The sequence below is a fragment of the Microcoleus sp. N3A4 genome (genome assembly GCF_036701805.1).
Lineage (GTDB): Bacteria > Cyanobacteriota > Cyanobacteriia > Cyanobacteriales > Microcoleaceae > Microcoleus.
In genome coordinates this window covers 44,110-61,871 of the sequence record NZ_JAUBRJ010000039.1, presented here as the reverse complement: position 1 = coordinate 61,871, position 17,762 = coordinate 44,110, and the positions used below count along the sequence as shown (strand labels likewise).

Genomic DNA, 17,762 nt, shown 5'->3' with positions numbered 1-17,762 from the left:
GTGCAACAATCAAATTAGCGACATCAGCTTCCTCGGCTCGCTCACCAATCTGACAGAGCTGCATCTGGGCAACAATCAAATTAGCGACATCAGCTTCCTCGGCTCGCTCACCAATCTGACCACACTCGATCTCTACCACAATCAAATTACCGATATCAGCTTCCTCGGCTCGCTCACCAATCTGACCACACTCGATCTGTGCAACAATCAAATTAGCGACATCAGCTTCCTCGGCTCGCTCACCAATCTGACAGAGCTGCATCTGGGCAACAATCGAATTACCGACATCAGCTTCCTGGGCTCGCTCACCAATCTGACAACACTGCATCTCCACTACAATCAAATTACCGATATCAGCTTCCTCGGCTCGCTCACCAATCTGACAACACTGAATCTGGGCAACAATCGAATTACCGACTTCAGCTTCCTCGGCTGGCTCACCAATCTGACAACACTGGATCTGGGCAGCAATCAAATTACCGATATCAGCGCCTTGCGTAAGCTCACCAATCTGACAACACTGTATCTGGGCAGCAATCAAATTACCGACATCAGCGCCTTGCGTAAGCTCACCAATCTGACAACACTGGATCTCTACGACAATCAAATTACCGACATCAGCGTGTTAGGCGAACTCGCACAGAAACGTCTTACTCTCTCAACTACGCCAATTGATGCTCAAAAAGCCACACAAGCCATCAAAGTTGCCTATGCCGCTATAGGGCTAGAAGAACCCTCCGTTATTATTTGCAGCAGTCCCCGCGACGCTTATCTCCAAATCTTCAACTTGCCCAAACAGGATCGTTCACAAAACTGCTGTGACGAATACAGCAATAGATTGGGGAAAAATCTAGACCAGAAATGGATGTCCGCTGTGGGAGAATTTGCAAGTCCGGGCGTGTGGAAGTATGAGCTCTTTTGCATGACGATCGAGCCCGAAGCAGACAGCACACTGAGTTCGCTAGTGTACGAATTGGTTGAGGAATATGAGCGATCGGAACAAACGAAGGGGAATCTTTTTCCCGATTATTTGTTGGGCCTCCAATCCCCTCAAACCCCCACGACTTTGTTTAAAGAAATCTATTTGACCCAATTGTATATCTCTTCATTAGGCGTCAATATTTCCCAAAAGGCACAAGAAATACATCACTGCCAAAAGCTGCTTTTCGAGCATTGCGGTTTTATATTTCCCTTTGAAAAGATTTGTTATGTATGCGATCGCCCCCGCCACCTGCGCTTTGACAGTCAAAACCGCTTGCACGCAGAAGGAGAACCTGCTATTGAGTTTGCGGACGGATGGAATTTTTACTATTATCACGGTGTCGAATTGCCTGAAAAATACGGCAAAGTCCACCCAAATCAATGGCAATCCCACTGGCTTTTAACAGAAGAGAATGCCGAACTTCGGCGAGTGTTAATTGAAGGAATTGGTTACGATCGCATTTGTCAAGAGTTGTCAGCAAAACAAATAGATAGTTGGCAGGAATATGCACTATTAAAAATAGATAATGCCGATGTCGAGCCGATTTGTTTGTTAAAAATGACTTGTCCGAGTACGGGATTCATTCACGCTTTGAGAGTGCCGCCTAACCTGACATCTGCTAGGGAGGCAATTCGCTGGGCAAATTGGGATATCGATCCAGAGGAATTTTCCGTGCAGACTTGATATAGCAGAAGGAAGAAGGAAGGCACTACACGGATTAACACGGATACACGGATTAAAGGGTGCGCGTATCAGATGTCATACCGAATCAGCGATCGGGAAGAAGGAAGACTTAATACTAGCAAGAATTTCAGCGATCGATAATGTCTTTGTTTTAATTTCAGAAACGAGATGACAATTCATTGAAGAACGGGCTAGGCTAGTTGTAGACTTATATTTCCATGCCAGGAATGCACCAATAAAACTTCATTCACCCTCAAAAAATGGCAAAACAACTAGCAATAGAAACTCGCGGGCTGACGAAACAATTCGATCGCCATATAGCAGTCAATGACATCGATTTGCAAGTAGCAGCAGGCGAAGTATGCGGACTGATCGGCCCCAACGGTGCCGGCAAAACTACTTTGCTGCGGATGTTGGCGGCGGCTGAGGAACCGACTACAGGGGAAATATACATCAATGGGGATAGGTTATTGCGCGATCGATCGCATCCCATTCTCAAACAGCGCATCGGCTTTCTTCCCGACGACTTTCCCCTCTACGACGACTTGACTGTTTGGGATTATTTAGACTATTTTGCCCGACTCTACAACCTCCAGCAACCGCGCCGCCGATCGCGAATCAACTCCGTGTTAGAACTCGTGCAACTAACCAACAAGCGCAACAGCTTAATTTCCACCCTGTCGCGGGGGATGAAACAGCGCCTGAGTTTGGGGAGAACTATTATCCACGAACCGCTGTTGTTGTTGTTAGACGAACCCGTTTCTGGCTTAGATCCGATCGCCCGAATGCAGTTTCGCGAAATTATCAAAGTTTTGCAAGAAGCCGGCATGACTGTAGTTATATCATCTCACGTTCTCAGCGACTTAGCCGAACTTTGTACCTGGGTAGGCATCATGGAACTCGGATATCTGGTCGAAAGCGCACCTTTGCAAGAACTTTACAAACGCCTCAGCCGCCAGCAAATTTTCCTGTCGGTTTTAGGTAATTTAGAAGCGCTAACATCGGAATTAAAAAACTTTCCTTGGGTGGAAAATTGGGCAATAATCCCGGAAACTCAACAGGTGTGCGTTGATTTTTCAGGAAGCCCGGAAGATGCCGCAAATTTATTACGGGAACTCGTCGCCGCCAACATTCCCCTAACAGAATTTCACTGCACTCAAGAAGACTTAGAAACCATCTTCCTCAAGATGGGACACCAGCAAGCATCTTAATTTAGTCGTTTCCAGAATCAAATTAATTCTTTGTGGAACGGGCATTTTGCCCGTTATTGAAAATAATTCAACAGTGAGTTATAACTGAGTTATATTCTTTACGGTTGGACCGGAATTATTTAACCGCAGAGAGCGCAGAGGACACAGAGGAAGAGAAGAGAGAGAATTACCAATCACCAATAACTAATCAACCATGACACTCAACTTACTAGACAAAATAGGCAACTGGAATCCCCAGTTATTTCGAGAAATCAAGGGCCGCTTGAATACTGGCAATATGGCGATCGCCTCTGCGCTTTCCCTGGGCGCTCAACTGCTACTGTTCATGTATTTCAGCGCCCAGATACCAGTTGCCCCTCCTCATGGGGAGTATACTAACTCCATCTCTCACAGATTTTGCACTGTAGAGATTGACAATTTCGGAGAGAGAAAGTGCATCAGAGATGCCTTGGGCAACTTTGCCATTAACTGGCCGCAGTGGTGGCTGGAGATATTCACTTGGCTGAGCATATTGAGCGTCTTAGCTTTATTAGTAGCAGGCACTTATATGCTTGTGAGCGACTTAGACAGGGAGGAACGCCGGGGCACGCTCAACTTTATTCGCCTCAGTCCCCAGTCTGCGAAAACAATTTTTATCGGCAAAATTCTGGGCGTCCCAATTCTACTTTATCTAGCAGCAATTCTGGCAGTACCGCTGCATTTGTACGCTGGATTAGCCGCTCAAATACCCATGAATGAAATTTTATGTTTCTACACAGCGGTTGCAGCTAGCTGTGCTTTGTTTTACAGCAGTGCGATGCTATTTGGATTGACAACCAGTTGGTTGGGAGGATTTCAACCTTGGTTGGCTAGCGCTACGGTTTTTGTTGTGTTTGGGATGTCTGCGATCCAATTAACGCGAACTGCTTGGGATTTGCTAACATTTTTGTCTCCCATTTCTATCCTGAGATATCTCCTTTTTGGAGTTGTTAATAAAGGTCATTATTTCCATTGGTTAGTAATTGCAGATTTAGACAAGTTGCAATGGTTTTACTCGCCACTCGGTACAAATATTGCGAGCGGCCTTGCTTTGTCTCTCTTGGTTTGCGGTACAGGAAGCTATTGGCTGTGGCAGGGATGGCAGCGCCGCTTTCCCAATCCCAGTGCTACAGTTTTGAGCAAGCGGCAAAGTTATTTGCTAGTTATCTGCTGTCAAGCAATATTTTTAGGATTTGCACTCCAATCAAGCCCTCCACCCTACGCTAATGAAGTTAGTTTACTGCTCTTGAATTTGCTGATGTTCTTAGCTTTAATTGCAGCTTTAACATCTGACCGACAATCTTTGTACGATTGGGCGAGGTATCGGCAACAAATTGTTCCCAGCAGTCAGAAGTTGTGGCGGCGCTACCCACTACTCGATTTAATTTGGAGCGAAAAAAGTCCGGCTGGAGTTGCGATCGCGATTAATCTCCTCAGCTCAGTCATAATTTTAACACCTTGGGCGCTGTTGGAAAAATCTGAGACAAACGGATTTTGGGGCGTAATTCTCTGCCTGAATCTGATCCTAATTTACGCAGCCATCGTCCAACTATTCCTATTGACAAAAAATCGAAATCGGGAAATGTTGGCAGTTCTCACAATCGGCAGCGCTATCTTGTGGCCACCTCTGATTTTATCTATTCTGTTGCTCACTCCAGACAAAGCTCCTATTTTGTGGTTGTCTTCAACCTTTGCTGGCTTTTTGTCTTCGTCGTCTCTCGCAGCAGCGGGAAATAGCATTTTGCTATCCATACTCAGTCAGTGGACTGTGTTGGTGTTGTTGAACTTCAAATTGCGATCGCAACTGAAACTCGCAGGGGAATCAGCTTCTAAAGCACTGCTGAAAGCTTGAAAAAGCAGGGGAAGAGCTCGAACGTGAAACTCCGATTCAGGCAGGGGTTTAAACCCCTGCCTGAAAACTTAACTCCTCTTCAGACGACTGTTCAACTAACTTATTATGCCAATTCTGCATTTATAGCGTTTCTTAATTATATGAGGTACAAAAACGATCCCCCCTAGCCCCCCTTTTTAAGGGGGGAACCGGAAAAGCCCCCCTTTTTAAGGGGGGTTGGGGATCAAGCTCTTGTACCTCTGCAGACAGAGAAATGCCATACAATCCACTTTATATTGAGCGATGGTTCTTGCGGCTACACACACAAAGCCCACCTTCGGAGCATTTAAGATTAAAGTTGAAAATTTATTTCTGACTGTAGAGATCCAAAATTAGAGATTCAGCGTATACTACTCATGAACGCAGTACAAAATTTCATGGGTTCGCACCGCTAAAAATTTCAGCTTGCCTGTTTGCAGTTGAGCTGCGATCGCCCTTGGCTACACAGCCAACTATAAAATACGGTTAAGTCGATCGGTATTTAGGGGTGGGTTGATTTGAATCGGGGGGCGGGTTTATGTATCATTTCACCTGCCTGTAATACTTTTATTGCAACCCACCCCTACAGCCGAAAATAAGAAAAACTATCCTAAAAGTGCGAGTTTGTGATATTTTGAACGGAGAATACCGCCGCCTTTAGGCAACGGAAGTATCAAATTTAGAGGGTGATTAGAGCATGGCAGAAATTAGAGGCACCGCCCAAGCAGACTTGCTAGCAGGAACTCCAGAAGATGACCTGATTTTTGGTTTGCGGGGCAATGATGTAATTGCTGGAAACTCGGGTAGTGACAGCATTTTTGGAGGAAAAGAAAGCGATTCAATTGATGGAAATTCAGGCCGAGATTCACTCTTTGGAGATTTAGATAACGATACAGTTAACGGCGGCGAAGATAACGACTTTTTAGTGGGAGGAAAAGGCAGCGATTCCATATCGGGCAACTCGGGCAATGATGTTTTGTCGGGCGATCGAGATACTGATATCCTGATAGGCGGAGACGGGGCAGATTTATTTGTTTTGAGGCGCTACTCTGAGGCAGATCCTGTTCGTACCAGCGGCGGTGTGAGTTTGGCAAATGCGGACACGATCGCCGATTTTGCAGACGGTACAGATTTAATCGGTTTGGGGGAAGGTGTCAGTTTTAGCGACTTGAATATTCTCGAAGCAGGAAACGATACTGTTATTCAAGACCGGGTAACAGGAGAATTTTTCGCTACTCTCAAAGGGGTGAGCAAAAGTGCGATCGACCAAGCAGATTTCACGACTAATATTGGCAGCATTGTTCCCAATCCTCCGCCACCACCGCTGACAACGGCTTATGCTTTAACTCCTGCTAATCGGATTGTCGGTTTTAGCCTTTCCAATCCGCAAAGTGTGATCTCAGATTTGCCCGTGACAGGATTGCAAGCCGGTGAAAGTTTGCTGGGAATTGATTATCGACCGGCTAACGGCAGACTTTACGGTGTGGGTTCTAGCAATCGCTTGTATACTATCAATCCAAAAACTGGGGAAGCCAGTCAAGTTGGTAGCGGGCAATTTTCTGTTCCCCTAACTCCGGGGGCTGCAGGTTTTGATTTCAATCCGACGGTCGATCGAATTCGGTTTGTCAATCAAGCCGGTCAAAACGCCCGCCTCAACCCGGATACCGGGGCAATTGTCGATTCAGACACGCTGGCGGGGGGAATTCAACTCGACGGGAATTTGGCTTACCGCGCGGGCGATCGCAATTTTGGGTCAACTCCAGGGGCTGCTGCGGCTGCGTACACGAATAACTTTGCAGCGGGAACTTCGACAACGCTGTTTGCAATTGACAGCGATTTGGATGTTTTGGTGCGACAAGATCCCCCGAATAATGGGGTGTTGAATACGATCGGATCTTTGGGAGTTGATGCAACTAGCATTCTCGGCTTTGATATCAGGAGTATTGGCGGCCGCGATGTCGCAGTGGCGGCACTGGAAGTTGGGGGCGTTTCGGGCTTGTACAATATCAATTTAAGTACCGGTCAAGCTTCCTTCGCGGGTCAAATTGCCGACGGAAGACAGATTGACGGTTTGGCTTTGCCTTTGCCTACAGCTTACGCCTTAACTGTCAGAAATGGCGCCGAAACAATTGTCGGTTTTAACGAGGCGGCACCGCGGGCGATTCTCAGCGACGCAGCAGTTACAGGGTTGCAGCCGGGAGAAACTTTGCTGGGGATTGATTTTCGCCCCGCTAACGGTGTGCTTTACGGTGTGGGTTCTACCAATCGCTTGTACGCCATCGATCCCGTTACTGGGGCTGCAAGTCAAGTCGGTAGCGGGCAGTTTGCTGTTCCCCTAACTCCGGGATCTGCGGGTTTTGATTTCAATCCGACGGTCGATCGAATTCGGTTTGTCAATCAAGCCGGTCAAAACGCCCGCCTCAACCCGGATACCGGGGCAATTGTCGATTCAGACACGCTGACGGGGGGAATTCAACTCGACGGGAATTTGGCTTATGCTGCGGGCGATCGCAATTTTGGCAATTCTCCCGCAGGTGCGGGGGCTGCCTATGTGAATAACTTTGCCGGGGCCACTTCGACAACGCTGTTTGCAATTGACACCAATTTAGATGTTTTGGTGCGTCAAGATCCGCCGAATAATGGAGTGTTGAATACGATCGGATCTTTGGGAATTGATGCTGGTACCGTTCTCGGCTTTGATGTCAGGAGTGTTGGCGGTAACGAGACGGCTTTGGCTGCGATCGAAGTTGCCGGAGTTTCCAGCTTGTACAATATCAATTTGACGACCGGTCGGGCTTCGATTGTCGGTCAAATTGGCGACGGGCGATCGATTAAAGGTTTGGCGCTGACTTTGATTTAAATGGTGAAGTCCGATCGGCGATCGAGTCCGGTTGAGCAGTCGTAATTATTTCGCAGTGCGAGCTTCTAGCTCGCACTGCAATTGCGATCGGGCAATTCTCAATTCCCCATTCCCAATTTCCATTCCCAATTTCCATTCCCAATTCCCAATTCCCGATTCCCAATTCCCAATTTCCAATTTAAGTTAATCTATTATTTTCACAAACAAGATAAAATGTTATCTCAAGTTTTTTACTTGCTGCGTTCTCGTGCTGACGGCAAATATATCAGCGCTTGTCCCAATCCAGATTCGGCAGTGAGTTACCTGCTGATGTTTCGCGAAGACTATGACGCTTTGAGCTATCTCAACGCCCACGCTGCTGATGTTGCCGATCGATTCGGAGTAGAATCGATTTCCGGTTCTCAGGTAAAAAAGCTGCTCGAACGTTGGGGATTTAACGGCGTGGGGGTTGTTCAAGACCCGCTGTTACCCAATATAGAGTTTTTAACGACTCGTTAGGGTCGCTTTCTGCAATCGAAAATCGAAAATCGAAAATCCACAATCTAAGTAGGGTCATTTTCCAGAATCGAAAATCTCAAATCCCAAATCCCAAATCGAAGTAGGATGGCTTTCTGCAATCGAAAATCGAAAATCGAAAATCGAAAATCGACAGATGCCCCATATTTAGTGCAAATTGTCAAATATATTAACCTTTAACCCTAAATCTGAATCCTGTTGTATATTCGTAGTCTGTTGATTTATTCCGACACGTCAGTACACAACCTATGGTTCGAGAATTAGAACGATCGAGTGCCAGCGACAAACGCAACCTGTCCGATTTCCCTGAAACAGCACCCGCAGCCAATCCAGTATTTTTCAGGACGTACAGCCGCCGTACCGAGACGGGAAGGGAGACTTGGGCCCAAGTGTGCGATCGAACAGTCAAGGGGCTGCAAAAGCTGGGAAACCTCACCCCCGAAGAAACAGAACTGCTGCACCGGATGCAAAACCAGCTCAAAACCCTCGCTTCAGGCCGCTGGCTGTGGGTAGGCGGCAGCAAATGGATCGAACAACCAGAGAACTTTTCCGGCGCATATAATTGCTCCTCAACAAATATTCTCGACTGGCGGGCCTTTGGTTTGTTGATGGATTTGGCAATGATGGGCTGCGTGCGACTCGTTGGCTAGAAACCAAACCTCATAAGGGTTTGGGGGATTAGCCGCAAGGTAAGTCTACCAATAACGGTAAGAACCTTGACAACTTGATAGTCATGTTGGTGACATCGAAATAATATAATGTCAGTACAGCAAAACCATACAAATATCTAATGGTAAATCTGGAAAGCATATAAATAACTGATGAAGCCCAACCCCCTAAGTGCAAGGGTGAAAGCACTTTCCCCACGGTAGCGACTAGCCATCAATCCGTGAAGCGGGAATGAACGGTGGTAAGAAGTCAGTCCAGACTTCGACTCCAACTAGCAAGAGAGCATGGTTAGCGAAAGCAAATCTACGTCTGAATCATCGTGATCATGTAAAACAGCCTAGTGGACTAACAGGCTGTGCCAAAAGGCAAGGATAGAGTGACCCCAATAGCAACCGTTGCGGTCTGCACCACTCGCAATCCCGGTGAACAGTAGAAACCTAAACTCTCAACCAATGACTATCAGGAACGAAGTAACCACATAGTTTCTCTCAGGAGGTCGATGCCTGAGTAGGTGCTAACCGGATGAGCTATGTGGCGAGATTGAGTCAGAAGCTAATGCCTGCGGTAATGCGTAGGATATGCTGACGGACTCACGGAAAACAGATATATGTAGGTACAAGTAGCAATGAAAACGACTAAAACGAGTTTTAAGACTACGGCGGTATGGAACAACATCAACTGGAAGAAAATTCAGAGGATGGTGTTCAAGTTGCAAAAGCGCATACATAAAGCTGCTCAACGTGGGGATGTCAAAGCAATGCGACGACTCCAGAAAACCTTGATGAAATCCTGGTACGCTAAGCTTCTAGCAACGCGACAAATAACCCAAGACAACCGAGGCAAGAAGACAGCGGGAATAGACGGAGTAAAATCCCTCAATTACGCTCAACGTTTGGAACTAGCAAAAAATCTAAAGATTACCGGGAAGGTCAAACCAACCCGAAGAATCTGGATTCCCAAGCCAGGGACAGACGAAAAGCGACCCCTAGGAATTCCCACAATAACAGATAGGGCTTTACAGGCATTAGCCAAACTAGCCTTAGAACCACAATGGGAAGCCCACTTTGAGCCAAATAGTTATGGGTTTAGACCAGGGCGGGCAACACACGATGCCATCGAAGCCATCTACTTAGCTATCCATTGCAAAGCTAAGTATGTCTTAGATGCAGATATCTCTAAGTGCTTTGACAACATTGACCATCAAAAACTGCTGAGCAAAGTAAACACCTATCCATCCATGAAACAGTTAATCCGTAGCTGGCTAAAAGCTGGATATATGGATGGGCAGAATATATTCCCAACAGAAGCAGGTACGCCACAAGGGGGAGTTATCTCTCCGCTGCTGGCAAACATTGCTTTACACGGAATGGAAGAGGCTATTAAGGAGTATGCAAATACCCTACCTACTCGTAGGAACCACGGGAAAAAGCAAAACCGAAATGCTCTCAGTTTAATTCGCTACGCAGACGACTTCGTGCTTATTCACGAAGACATCAATGTTGTGTTAGGGGCAAAAGCCGTCATTGAAGGTTTCTTAAAAGACATCGGCTTGGAATTAAAACCAAGCAAGACTATAATTTGTCACACCTTTGAAGAACATGAAGGGAAACAACCCGGATTTGATTTCTTAGGTTTCAACATACGACAATTTCCAGTCAACGATGGGATGAGCGCCAAAGCACCCAAATCAGGAAAAATCCTGGGATTCCAAACAATCATCCAACCCAGCAAAAAAACGGTACAACGTCACTATAAGGCTATATCTGACATCATCGATTCCCATAAATCCGCACCACAAAAAGTGCTAATTCAGAAACTCAACCCCCTCATTCAAGGATGGGCTAACTATTACTCATCTGCTTGCTCAACAGATGCTTTCAGAGATTTGAATCATCTGATTTATACCAAGCTAACAGCGTGGGCGAGATACAGGCATCCTAATAAGGGTGCTGAATGGGTAGTTGAGAAATACTGGACAAAAGTAGGTGGGGATAACTGGGTGTTTGGTTACATCAACCCAGATACAGATGAAAGATATATCTTGTCAAAGCATACATGGACTAAGATTGTTCGCCATATCAAGGTTAAAGGCGATGCCTCACCATTCAACGGTGATTTCGTCTACTGGGGTTCAAGAACTGGGAAGAGTAAAGAAATTCCCTCTTTACTCGCCAAAACCTTGCACAAGCAGAAAGGAAAATGCGCCCAATGCGATCTAACTTTTACAACGGAAGATCAAATTGAGCTTGACCACATTCAACCAATCAGCCTGGGCGGGAAAAAGAAGTTCGAGAACATTCAAGCATTGCATAGACATTGCCATGACCAAAAGACAGCCAGAGATGGCAGTCTGAGCAGTTCCTATGACAGAGGTATGTTTTCTGAGGAGCCGGATGAGGTGAAAGTCTCATGTCCGGTTCTGGAGACGAGTAGCACTCGCGAGGGTGTTGCTTAGTTTAATGGCACCGGGGCAGTCTTGGAACCACAATATATCAACCAACTGCCGCCGATTCGCAACCGCTTAACCGTGACAGTGCAAGGCAAAATCGGCTCTACACCCGTTCAATCGCGCCGCCAAGAAACCGAAGTAAAAATAGACGAAAAAACCGCCACTATTTATGTCGGAGATTCTCGCCAAGGTTGGGTAAAATCCTATCAAGCTTTGCTGGAATTATCCACAGATGAAAGGTTTGCAGGAGAAGTTGAAGTCTTCATCGATTTGAGCGACGTTCGCCCGGTGGGAGAACCGTTAAAAGGTTTTGGCGGAGTAGCAAATCCGGTGAAATTGCCCGACCTTTATCAGCGCTGCGCCGCTATTTTGAATAAAGCTTTAGGGCGGCAGTTAAATTCAGTTGAATGCTGCGTGTTGATTGATGAAGCTGCGGTCACGATCGTTGCTGGCAATATTCGCCGAAGCGCGGGAATTCGTCAGTTTGATTCTGGTGACGAACTAGGCGCAAATGCTAAAGATAATCTCTGGCAACAAGATGAAAAAGGCAACTGGAAAATAGATCCCGAACGCGATGCTTTGAGAATGGCAAATCACTCTCGTGTTTTCCATTACAAACCAACACTGGAAGAATGTATTGATGCTGTTAGAAAACAGTATTATTCTGGTGAAGGTGCAATTCAATGGGCTGGTGAAGCTGTAGCTAGAGCTAACGTTGATTTACTTTCAACACCAAGTCTTAAAATAGAGTTCTTGAAAGCTTACGCACAAGGAAAAGCTAAACACTGGTTGCAGGAACGCTATCCTGACATGACTGCTGAGGAAGTAGAACATCGGTCAGTTCGTTTGGGCTTAAACCCGTGTGGTGAGATAATTGGCTCTAATTTTCACTGTGTCAGTGGTGACACTTTGCTAATTACGAAAGACGGACTGCATAAAATAAAGGACGTTGTTGGAACTGAAATAGAGATTTGGAATGGTAAAAGATGGAGCTCAGTCACACCATTTAAGACAGCGAGCGATACGAATGGCGGGCGACGCAAACTTTATCGCGTAAAATTTGCTGATGGTACTTATCTGGATGCTACAGAATATCATCGTTTCTTTGTCAAAGATCGATTTGGTAAAGTTTACCGAGAAGTTAAAACCACAGACTTGATGGATACAAGTCGATATAGCATTCATACTGAACCTTTTACAATTCAGTATGAAGATGGCTTGAATATCGATGCAAGTTATGCTTACACTTTGGGTGTGGCTGTAGGAGATGGAACTACAGACCAAAATGACAATGCAAAAGTTCGACTTTACGAAGGCAAAATGGCCTTGTCAGTAGCAGGAAATAAGTCTCCTGAAAGAAGCTATGACTATTTACCTGTTTTTACAGATGTAACTAACTTAAGCTTTTCTGGAGAGTTTCTGAAAAGTTTGAAAGTTAACCCAGAAGCATTAAATGTAATTGCGAGCTGGAACCGGCAAGCAATTTTACACTTTATTGCTGGATTAGCCGATACGGACGGCTCGAATACCCATAGTAATGGTATCAGAATTTATATTTCCGCTCGCGCTCGCGCTTTGAGAGTTCAGCTACTTTTGACCAAATGCGGTATTCGTTCGTCGCTAAATCTTTGCGCTCATCAAGGAGCAATTACTAATTACGGTGTCCGAAGTCAGGATTTGTATTACTTGCAAATTACTGACTGTGGTGAAATTCCTTGTCAGCGGTTAGATGTGAGCAAAGGAACCAATGCTAAATACAAAGGTAAATGGCAAGTTGTTAGAAGTGTCGAAGAATTACCAGGATTGCACGATACTTACTGTTTCAACGAACCCGAGTTTCATAAGGGAGTTTTCGGCAATACCCTAGCTGGAAACTGTAATCTTTCGGAGGTTCACCTCAATCAAATCGACCCTTACAACTTCAAAGAACAGGAGGAAGCTTTCACGGCTGGAGCTCTATCTGTCGCGGTACTTCTCAATCACAAATTTAGCGAACCCCGCTATCAATACAGTCGCGAATTAGACCCGATTGTCGGCGTATCTTTCACGGGATTGTTCGATTTCTTCGTTCATGCTTTTGGCGTTGAGTGGCTGCGCTGGTGGGTGGAAGGCCGCCCGCAAACTCCGCAAGGAATCGCTTTTAAACAGCGGGAAGAAGAGTATTTAACGGGTTGGCGGGAGATTGTGAATCGGGTAGTATGGGATTATTGCGATCGCCATTCCTTAAAACGCCCAAATCGCTGCACAACCGTTCAACCATCGGGTACTAAATCTCTGCTGACAGGTGCTTCCCCCGGCTGGCATCCGCCGAAAGCCCAGCGTTTCATTCGCCGCATCACTTTCGGCAAAAACGACCCCGTAGCCCTCGCCTGCATCGACTACGGATACAATGTGATTCCGTCTCAATCAGACAAAGATGAAAACGGCAATTTGCTGAACAATCCCTTCGACGAACGCTGCACGGAATGGCTGGTAGAAATACCCGTTGCGGTAAGTTGGGCTGATTTACCCGGTGCTGATGAAATTGACATTAACAAATTCTCAGCGGCGGCACAAATGGACTTTTATATGCAGGTACAAAAGTTCTATGTCCGACATAACACTTCGGCCACGATTGAACTGCGCGAAAATGAAGTTGAAAGTTTTGGCACGCGGATTTATGAAGCGATTCGCGACGACGAAGGCTACATTTCCGCAGCGCTTTTAGCTCGGTTTGATGCTCTTGAAACTTTCCCGCGTCTGCCCTTTGAACCAGTGAGCAAGGAAACTTACACCAAGATGGTGGAAGAGACTTTAGCGCGCCGCGAAATTGATGTTTTTCATGCGGCACTAAGTCGCTATGATTTGGGTGAAATGATGGATTCGGGGCCTGCTGGCTGCGATTCCGATAAGTGTTTGATGCCGGAGACTAAGGCTATGTAATAGCCTTGAAGGAAATCCCCCGTTTGGGGGATTTTTTTAGGTTTTTAAGTGCTGGTTCAGCAAAAATCGTAGGGGTGGGTTCACCAACCATCATTGCCTAAAATCAATAATCTAGTAAACCCGCCCCCACCCAACGACTAATTGTCACTCCCTCCCCGTTTCGGGGAAGGGATTCTTTGAAAATTAGCGATCGAATGTTCTGTCGGAAGTGTCAGCTTGCTGGGACTCTAGCAGGTCGGGGTTAAATATCACCGCGAATTTCCCGCCAGGAACCAAGCGACGGAGAATCTCTAGATGACCGTCCGCATCCGATCGAGTGCGGAACTGACCAACTGTCAACCGCTGCATTTTGGGCAGCAAACGAACCAGCACCCAAGGATAAAGTCGTTCTTTGTAAGGCATAATTAACTTGTCTCCATTACGTATGGGAGCCAGAGCCAGTGCTGATAGGTTGGTAGCCGGGACGCACTGGCTTTCTGACGAATGTGATGTTCTCCTCTCATACTACGGACAAATTGTGGTTAAGTCAACTTAACCACAGGAATTCTGAAATTGGATAGTTAATGAGTAGTGTGGGGGAAAAACTAAAACAGCGACGCCAATCGCTTTCTTTGACGCAGCAGCAAGTTGCTGATGAATTGGGCGTGACTGTAATGACGGTGAAAAATTGGGAAGCAGGTAGACATATTCCAAAGCTGTATCTAGAACAGACGAAAGCATTGTGCGACCTCCTGAAGCTTTCCTTAGAGGATTTGGTAAATTAAATATTTGTATGGTGCGTCGCTACGAGATTTTCAAGCCGATCCGCAGATTATAGACAGCGACGCACCCTACGGTATCTACAGAACTTCATCAGATACAATTCTGAATTAAACGGAAATGATATAAAAGCCCGATCGTACAATTAAAACTAGCCTGTTTTTTAGAATATGAAGATTCGCTGCATTGCCAACAAAGGGGCTTATCTACCGGAAAACTACCTAAATCCGCCGTTAGACATCACCAAAGAAACTGAATTTAAACTGATAGTAGGGAAAGAGTATATTGTCTATGCTATATCTGAATGGCAAGGTAATTTATCATATTATATTTGCGACGAGCGGTATACTTATTATCCCATACACAATCCAGCCCCGTTATTTGAGATAGTGGATGCCAAATATTCTCGGTACTGGCAAGTGCAATTAGCAAGTAACGGTTTGTTAGAGATTGCTTTTGAGCATTGGTTCTCCATACCTTATTTTTACGAAAAACTAACTGACTCAGAAGCAGAAGCTGTTTTGATTTTTGATAAAATAAAAGAACTCATGGACGCTGAAGCTGCAATTCCTCAACCCCAACCTTTCTCAGTTGATGAATTGTTGGCGAGGCCTCCGTTGCAGCCGGATCAACTAGCAAAAGTCCCTGGTTGAAATTATGTCAGAAAATCCAAATGAACCTAGAGAATACGATGCCGTTCTCGGCGGTCAAAATTTAATTCCTGTCAATGCTGCGGTACTCGGAGGCATCCCAGGCGTTAAAAGCCGCTTAGCTTCGCCCGCTGTCGAAGTTAGAATCGCCGCACTCTCCGAAGCGCTGAAATATGGAGAAGCAGGCTTGGATTTGATAATTCAAGCATTGCAAGATCGAATAATGTCGGTGAGATTTGCTGCCTATTTGCTGCTAAAAGATCGCGATGAGGAGAAGATAAAACAATATTTACGAAACTATAATACATCTGACTTTGATGTCATCATAGAAGATGCTTATGGAGAAGAAAACAGCAGCAGTAACTCATTTGCTGACTTTTTTCCCAATATCGTAAGAAGGGATTGAAATCGGCGGTTTGAATCCCCTCTACACAAACTTGATTCCCCGCAACGCTAGACTAAAAGAACATAGCCGTGTTTTGCGTTATTTGAAAATATCTTTCCGCTTCTGCAACAGCAAAGTTACGGTTAAATAAACTGCGGCGTGCAAGCCCAAAATTCCCCAATTCAGAGCCAAGTTTTGCCCAGTCGGTTCGTAGACTGCACTTTTTTCAAATAGCTGCGGTAAGATTGTACGATCGCACAATCTTACCGCACTTCCCTCAACCGTTCACATAATAATCCCGCGTTCCCTTCGCATTCATCGCTTCTCCGAGTCGATTTAACCCGTACACGTAAGCAGCAGTTCTCATGGAAACTGACAATTCCTCAGCTATTTTCCAAATTGCCTCAGTTTCTTCGACCATTTTATGCTTCAACCGCTGGTTGACTTCATCCAGCTTCCAATAAAGCCCGCTGCGGTTTTGCACCCACTCAAAATAACTAACCGTTACGCCTCCGGCATTGACTAAAATATCAGGAATTACGTGAATTCCCCGCGTTTCTAAAATCAAATCAGCAGCAGAATCAATCGGCCCGTTAGCTACTTCAAAAATAAACTTAGCCTTAACATCATTAACATTTGCTTCAGTTATTTGATTCTCCAAAGCTGCTGGAACCAGCACGTCCACATCTAATGCTAAAATTTGCTCATTTGTCAATATTTCGTGTTCTATAATATTGCAAACCGAACCTTCGCAGTAAATAGCTTTAATACCTTTATTAGAGTCTTTAAAGCCTCGAATACTGGGGATATCCAGCCCTTGTTTAGCATAAATTCCCCCTTGGGAATCGCTGACAGCAACAACTTTGTAACCGGCTTTCCACAGCAATTCTGCTATTTCTGCACCGGCATTACCAAAACCTTGTACTGCTACAGTTGTATCTTGAGGCTTTAGCTGAAATTTGGGTAGAATAGTTTCTACTACAAAAAAAGCACCCATTGCTGTTGCCGTATCTCTGCCCAAACTACCGCCAATTGTCACTGGTTTTCCAGTCACCACCGCCGGAGAAAGCTGCCGCTTAATAATATTGTACTGATCCATCATCCAACCCATAATCATGGGATTGGTGTAGACATCCGGCGCGGGAATATCGACATCGGGGCCGATGAAATCTGCGATCGCATCGACATAGCCCCGGCTCAACCGTTCCAATTCCAGTTTGGACAATTCTTTGGGATTGAGAGTAATTCCGCCCTTTGCCCCTCCAAAGGGCAAGTTGAGAACTGCACATTTAAAAGTCATCCAAAATGCCAAGGATTGCACTTCATCAAGGGATACATTTGGATGATAGCGCACTCCTCCTTTAGAGGGGCCTCTGGTATTGTCGTAGCGCACCCGATAACCTTGAAAAATTCTCAGGGAACCGTCGTCCATCCGCACGGGAATCGATACAATTAAACTGGATTTGGGATGTTTCAGCCGTTCGATCGTATCCTCGGAAAGCGACACGTATTTTAAGGCTCGTTCTAATCGGCGACTGGCATCGGCAAATAATGAATCAGACATAAGAAGTTAGTTGACTGTTGTTAGTTGTCACTTGACAGTTGTTAGTTGTCACTTGACAGTTGTTAGTTGTCAGTTGTCAGAGAGAAGAAGGCTTCTGGTACTTAAGCTAATTTAATCACAATCCGGGTTGAATTCTGTCAACACTCAACAGTTAACTGTCCGCAAACGGCCTTGTGTCGATCGACTTTTCGAGCAGTCCGAAGCCGCGATTAAGCAGATACAC

General features: G+C 45.6%; 15 protein-coding genes and 1 pseudogene. 12 read left to right on the top strand and 4 right to left on the bottom strand.

Translation table 11 applies throughout. The features are described from left to right. Window positions 1-13: 13 nt before the first annotated feature. From QUA56_RS36900 to QUA56_RS21625, 5 genes and pseudogenes are all read left to right on the top strand, one after another. A pseudogene (locus QUA56_RS36900) lies at window positions 14-571 on the top strand (leucine-rich repeat domain-containing protein); the annotation flags it as partial. A gap of 15 nt (window positions 572-586) precedes the next feature. Next, on the top strand, window positions 587-1,666 hold the full coding sequence (locus QUA56_RS36895) for a DUF6745 domain-containing protein (RefSeq protein ID WP_445242934.1): 1,080 nt from the start codon (window positions 587-589) through the stop codon (window positions 1,664-1,666). Window positions 1,667-1,926: 260 nt separating this feature from the next. Further along, complete coding sequence (locus QUA56_RS21635; protein ID WP_333361330.1) at window positions 1,927-2,877, top strand: ABC transporter ATP-binding protein; 951 nt, start codon at window positions 1,927-1,929, stop codon at window positions 2,875-2,877. A gap of 193 nt (window positions 2,878-3,070) precedes the next feature. Then, the gene (locus QUA56_RS21630) at window positions 3,071-4,747 is read left to right on the top strand and encodes a hypothetical protein (protein WP_333361328.1); all 1,677 of its coding nucleotides are present in this window, start codon (window positions 3,071-3,073) and stop codon (window positions 4,745-4,747) included. 715 nt (window positions 4,748-5,462) lie between these two features. Further along, the gene (locus tag QUA56_RS21625; RefSeq protein WP_333361327.1) at window positions 5,463-7,625 is read left to right on the top strand and encodes a DUF4394 domain-containing protein; all 2,163 of its coding nucleotides are present in this window, start codon (window positions 5,463-5,465) and stop codon (window positions 7,623-7,625) included. A 45-nt stretch (window positions 7,626-7,670) separates the two neighbouring features. Here the strand turns inward: QUA56_RS21625 and QUA56_RS21620 are convergent, their stop codons facing one another. Next, complete coding sequence (locus tag QUA56_RS21620) at window positions 7,671-7,802, bottom strand: hypothetical protein (protein ID WP_333361325.1); 132 nt, start codon at window positions 7,800-7,802, stop codon at window positions 7,671-7,673. A gap of 36 nt (window positions 7,803-7,838) precedes the next feature. Between QUA56_RS21620 and QUA56_RS21615 the strand changes: the two genes are divergently transcribed. The 4 genes from QUA56_RS21615 (at window position 7,839) to nrdJ (ending at window position 14,181) form a co-directional block, all read left to right on the top strand. Continuing rightward, the gene (locus tag QUA56_RS21615) at window positions 7,839-8,123 is read left to right on the top strand and encodes a hypothetical protein (protein WP_333361323.1); all 285 of its coding nucleotides are present in this window, start codon (window positions 7,839-7,841) and stop codon (window positions 8,121-8,123) included. A 266-nt stretch (window positions 8,124-8,389) separates the two neighbouring features. After that, window positions 8,390-8,791 carry a hypothetical protein gene (locus tag QUA56_RS21610; RefSeq protein ID WP_333361321.1) on the top strand — a complete coding sequence of 134 codons (402 nt, stop codon included), beginning with the start codon at window positions 8,390-8,392 and terminating at the stop codon, window positions 8,789-8,791. 644 nt (window positions 8,792-9,435) lie between these two features. Next, window positions 9,436-11,265 carry a group II intron reverse transcriptase/maturase gene (gene ltrA / locus QUA56_RS21605; protein ID WP_333361319.1) on the top strand — a complete coding sequence of 610 codons (1,830 nt, stop codon included), beginning with the start codon at window positions 9,436-9,438 and terminating at the stop codon, window positions 11,263-11,265. A gap of 21 nt (window positions 11,266-11,286) precedes the next feature. After that, a complete protein-coding gene (nrdJ, locus tag QUA56_RS21600; protein ID WP_333361318.1) occupies window positions 11,287-14,181 on the top strand; it encodes a ribonucleoside-triphosphate reductase, adenosylcobalamin-dependent in 2,895 nt (964 codons plus the stop codon). A 183-nt stretch (window positions 14,182-14,364) separates the two neighbouring features. Here the strand turns inward: nrdJ and QUA56_RS21595 are convergent, their stop codons facing one another. After that, a complete protein-coding gene (locus QUA56_RS21595; protein ID WP_333361316.1) occupies window positions 14,365-14,583 on the bottom strand; it encodes a hypothetical protein in 219 nt (72 codons plus the stop codon). 161 nt (window positions 14,584-14,744) lie between these two features. Here QUA56_RS21595 and QUA56_RS21590 point away from each other — a divergent pair, with 161 nt between their 5' ends. The 3 genes from QUA56_RS21590 (at window position 14,745) to QUA56_RS21580 (ending at window position 15,996) form a co-directional block, all read left to right on the top strand. Continuing rightward, window positions 14,745-14,945 (top strand): helix-turn-helix transcriptional regulator, encoded by a 201-nt coding sequence (locus QUA56_RS21590; RefSeq protein ID WP_333361314.1) that lies wholly within the window; start codon window positions 14,745-14,747, stop codon window positions 14,943-14,945. A 165-nt stretch (window positions 14,946-15,110) separates the two neighbouring features. Next, window positions 15,111-15,593, top strand: coding sequence for a hypothetical protein (locus QUA56_RS21585; RefSeq protein WP_333361312.1), 483 nt, complete (start codon window positions 15,111-15,113; stop codon window positions 15,591-15,593). A 4-nt stretch (window positions 15,594-15,597) separates the two neighbouring features. Then, a complete protein-coding gene (locus tag QUA56_RS21580; RefSeq protein ID WP_333361310.1) occupies window positions 15,598-15,996 on the top strand; it encodes a hypothetical protein in 399 nt (132 codons plus the stop codon). Window positions 15,997-16,074: 78 nt separating this feature from the next. On the opposite strand, the gene QUA56_RS21575 is transcribed toward QUA56_RS21580, so the two are convergent. Together QUA56_RS21575 and QUA56_RS21570 are read right to left on the bottom strand one after the other, a co-directional pair. Further along, the gene (locus QUA56_RS21575) at window positions 16,075-16,236 is read right to left on the bottom strand and encodes a hypothetical protein (protein WP_333361308.1); all 162 of its coding nucleotides are present in this window, start codon (window positions 16,234-16,236) and stop codon (window positions 16,075-16,077) included. Window positions 16,237-16,252: 16 nt separating this feature from the next. Then, window positions 16,253-17,539: a Glu/Leu/Phe/Val dehydrogenase gene (locus QUA56_RS21570; protein ID WP_333361307.1), complete on the bottom strand. Its 1,287-nt coding sequence runs from the start codon at window positions 17,537-17,539 to the stop codon at window positions 16,253-16,255. Window positions 17,540-17,762: the final 223 nt, after the last annotated feature.

Excerpts from the sequence above, each read along its gene's own strand:
- QUA56_RS21580 (WP_333361310.1), top strand. The coding sequence starts at position 15,598 with ATGTCAGAAAATCCAAATGAACCTAGAGAATACGATGCCGTTCTCGGC.
- QUA56_RS21625 (WP_333361327.1), top strand. The coding sequence starts at position 5,463 with ATGGCAGAAATTAGAGGCACCGCCCAAGCAGACTTGCTAGCAGGAACT.
- QUA56_RS21585 (WP_333361312.1), top strand. The coding sequence starts at position 15,111 with ATGAAGATTCGCTGCATTGCCAACAAAGGGGCTTATCTACCGGAAAAC.
- QUA56_RS21630 (WP_333361328.1), top strand. The coding sequence starts at position 3,071 with ATGACACTCAACTTACTAGACAAAATAGGCAACTGGAATCCCCAGTTA.
- QUA56_RS21635 (WP_333361330.1), top strand. The coding sequence starts at position 1,927 with ATGGCAAAACAACTAGCAATAGAAACTCGCGGGCTGACGAAACAATTC.
- QUA56_RS21570 (WP_333361307.1), bottom strand. The coding sequence starts at position 17,539 with ATGTCTGATTCATTATTTGCCGATGCCAGTCGCCGATTAGAACGAGCC.
- QUA56_RS21590 (WP_333361314.1), top strand. The coding sequence starts at position 14,745 with ATGAGTAGTGTGGGGGAAAAACTAAAACAGCGACGCCAATCGCTTTCT.
- QUA56_RS21615 (WP_333361323.1), top strand. The coding sequence starts at position 7,839 with ATGTTATCTCAAGTTTTTTACTTGCTGCGTTCTCGTGCTGACGGCAAA.
- QUA56_RS21595 (WP_333361316.1), bottom strand. The coding sequence starts at position 14,583 with ATGCCTTACAAAGAACGACTTTATCCTTGGGTGCTGGTTCGTTTGCTG.
- ltrA (WP_333361319.1), top strand. The coding sequence starts at position 9,436 with ATGAAAACGACTAAAACGAGTTTTAAGACTACGGCGGTATGGAACAAC.
- QUA56_RS21610 (WP_333361321.1), top strand. The coding sequence starts at position 8,390 with ATGGTTCGAGAATTAGAACGATCGAGTGCCAGCGACAAACGCAACCTG.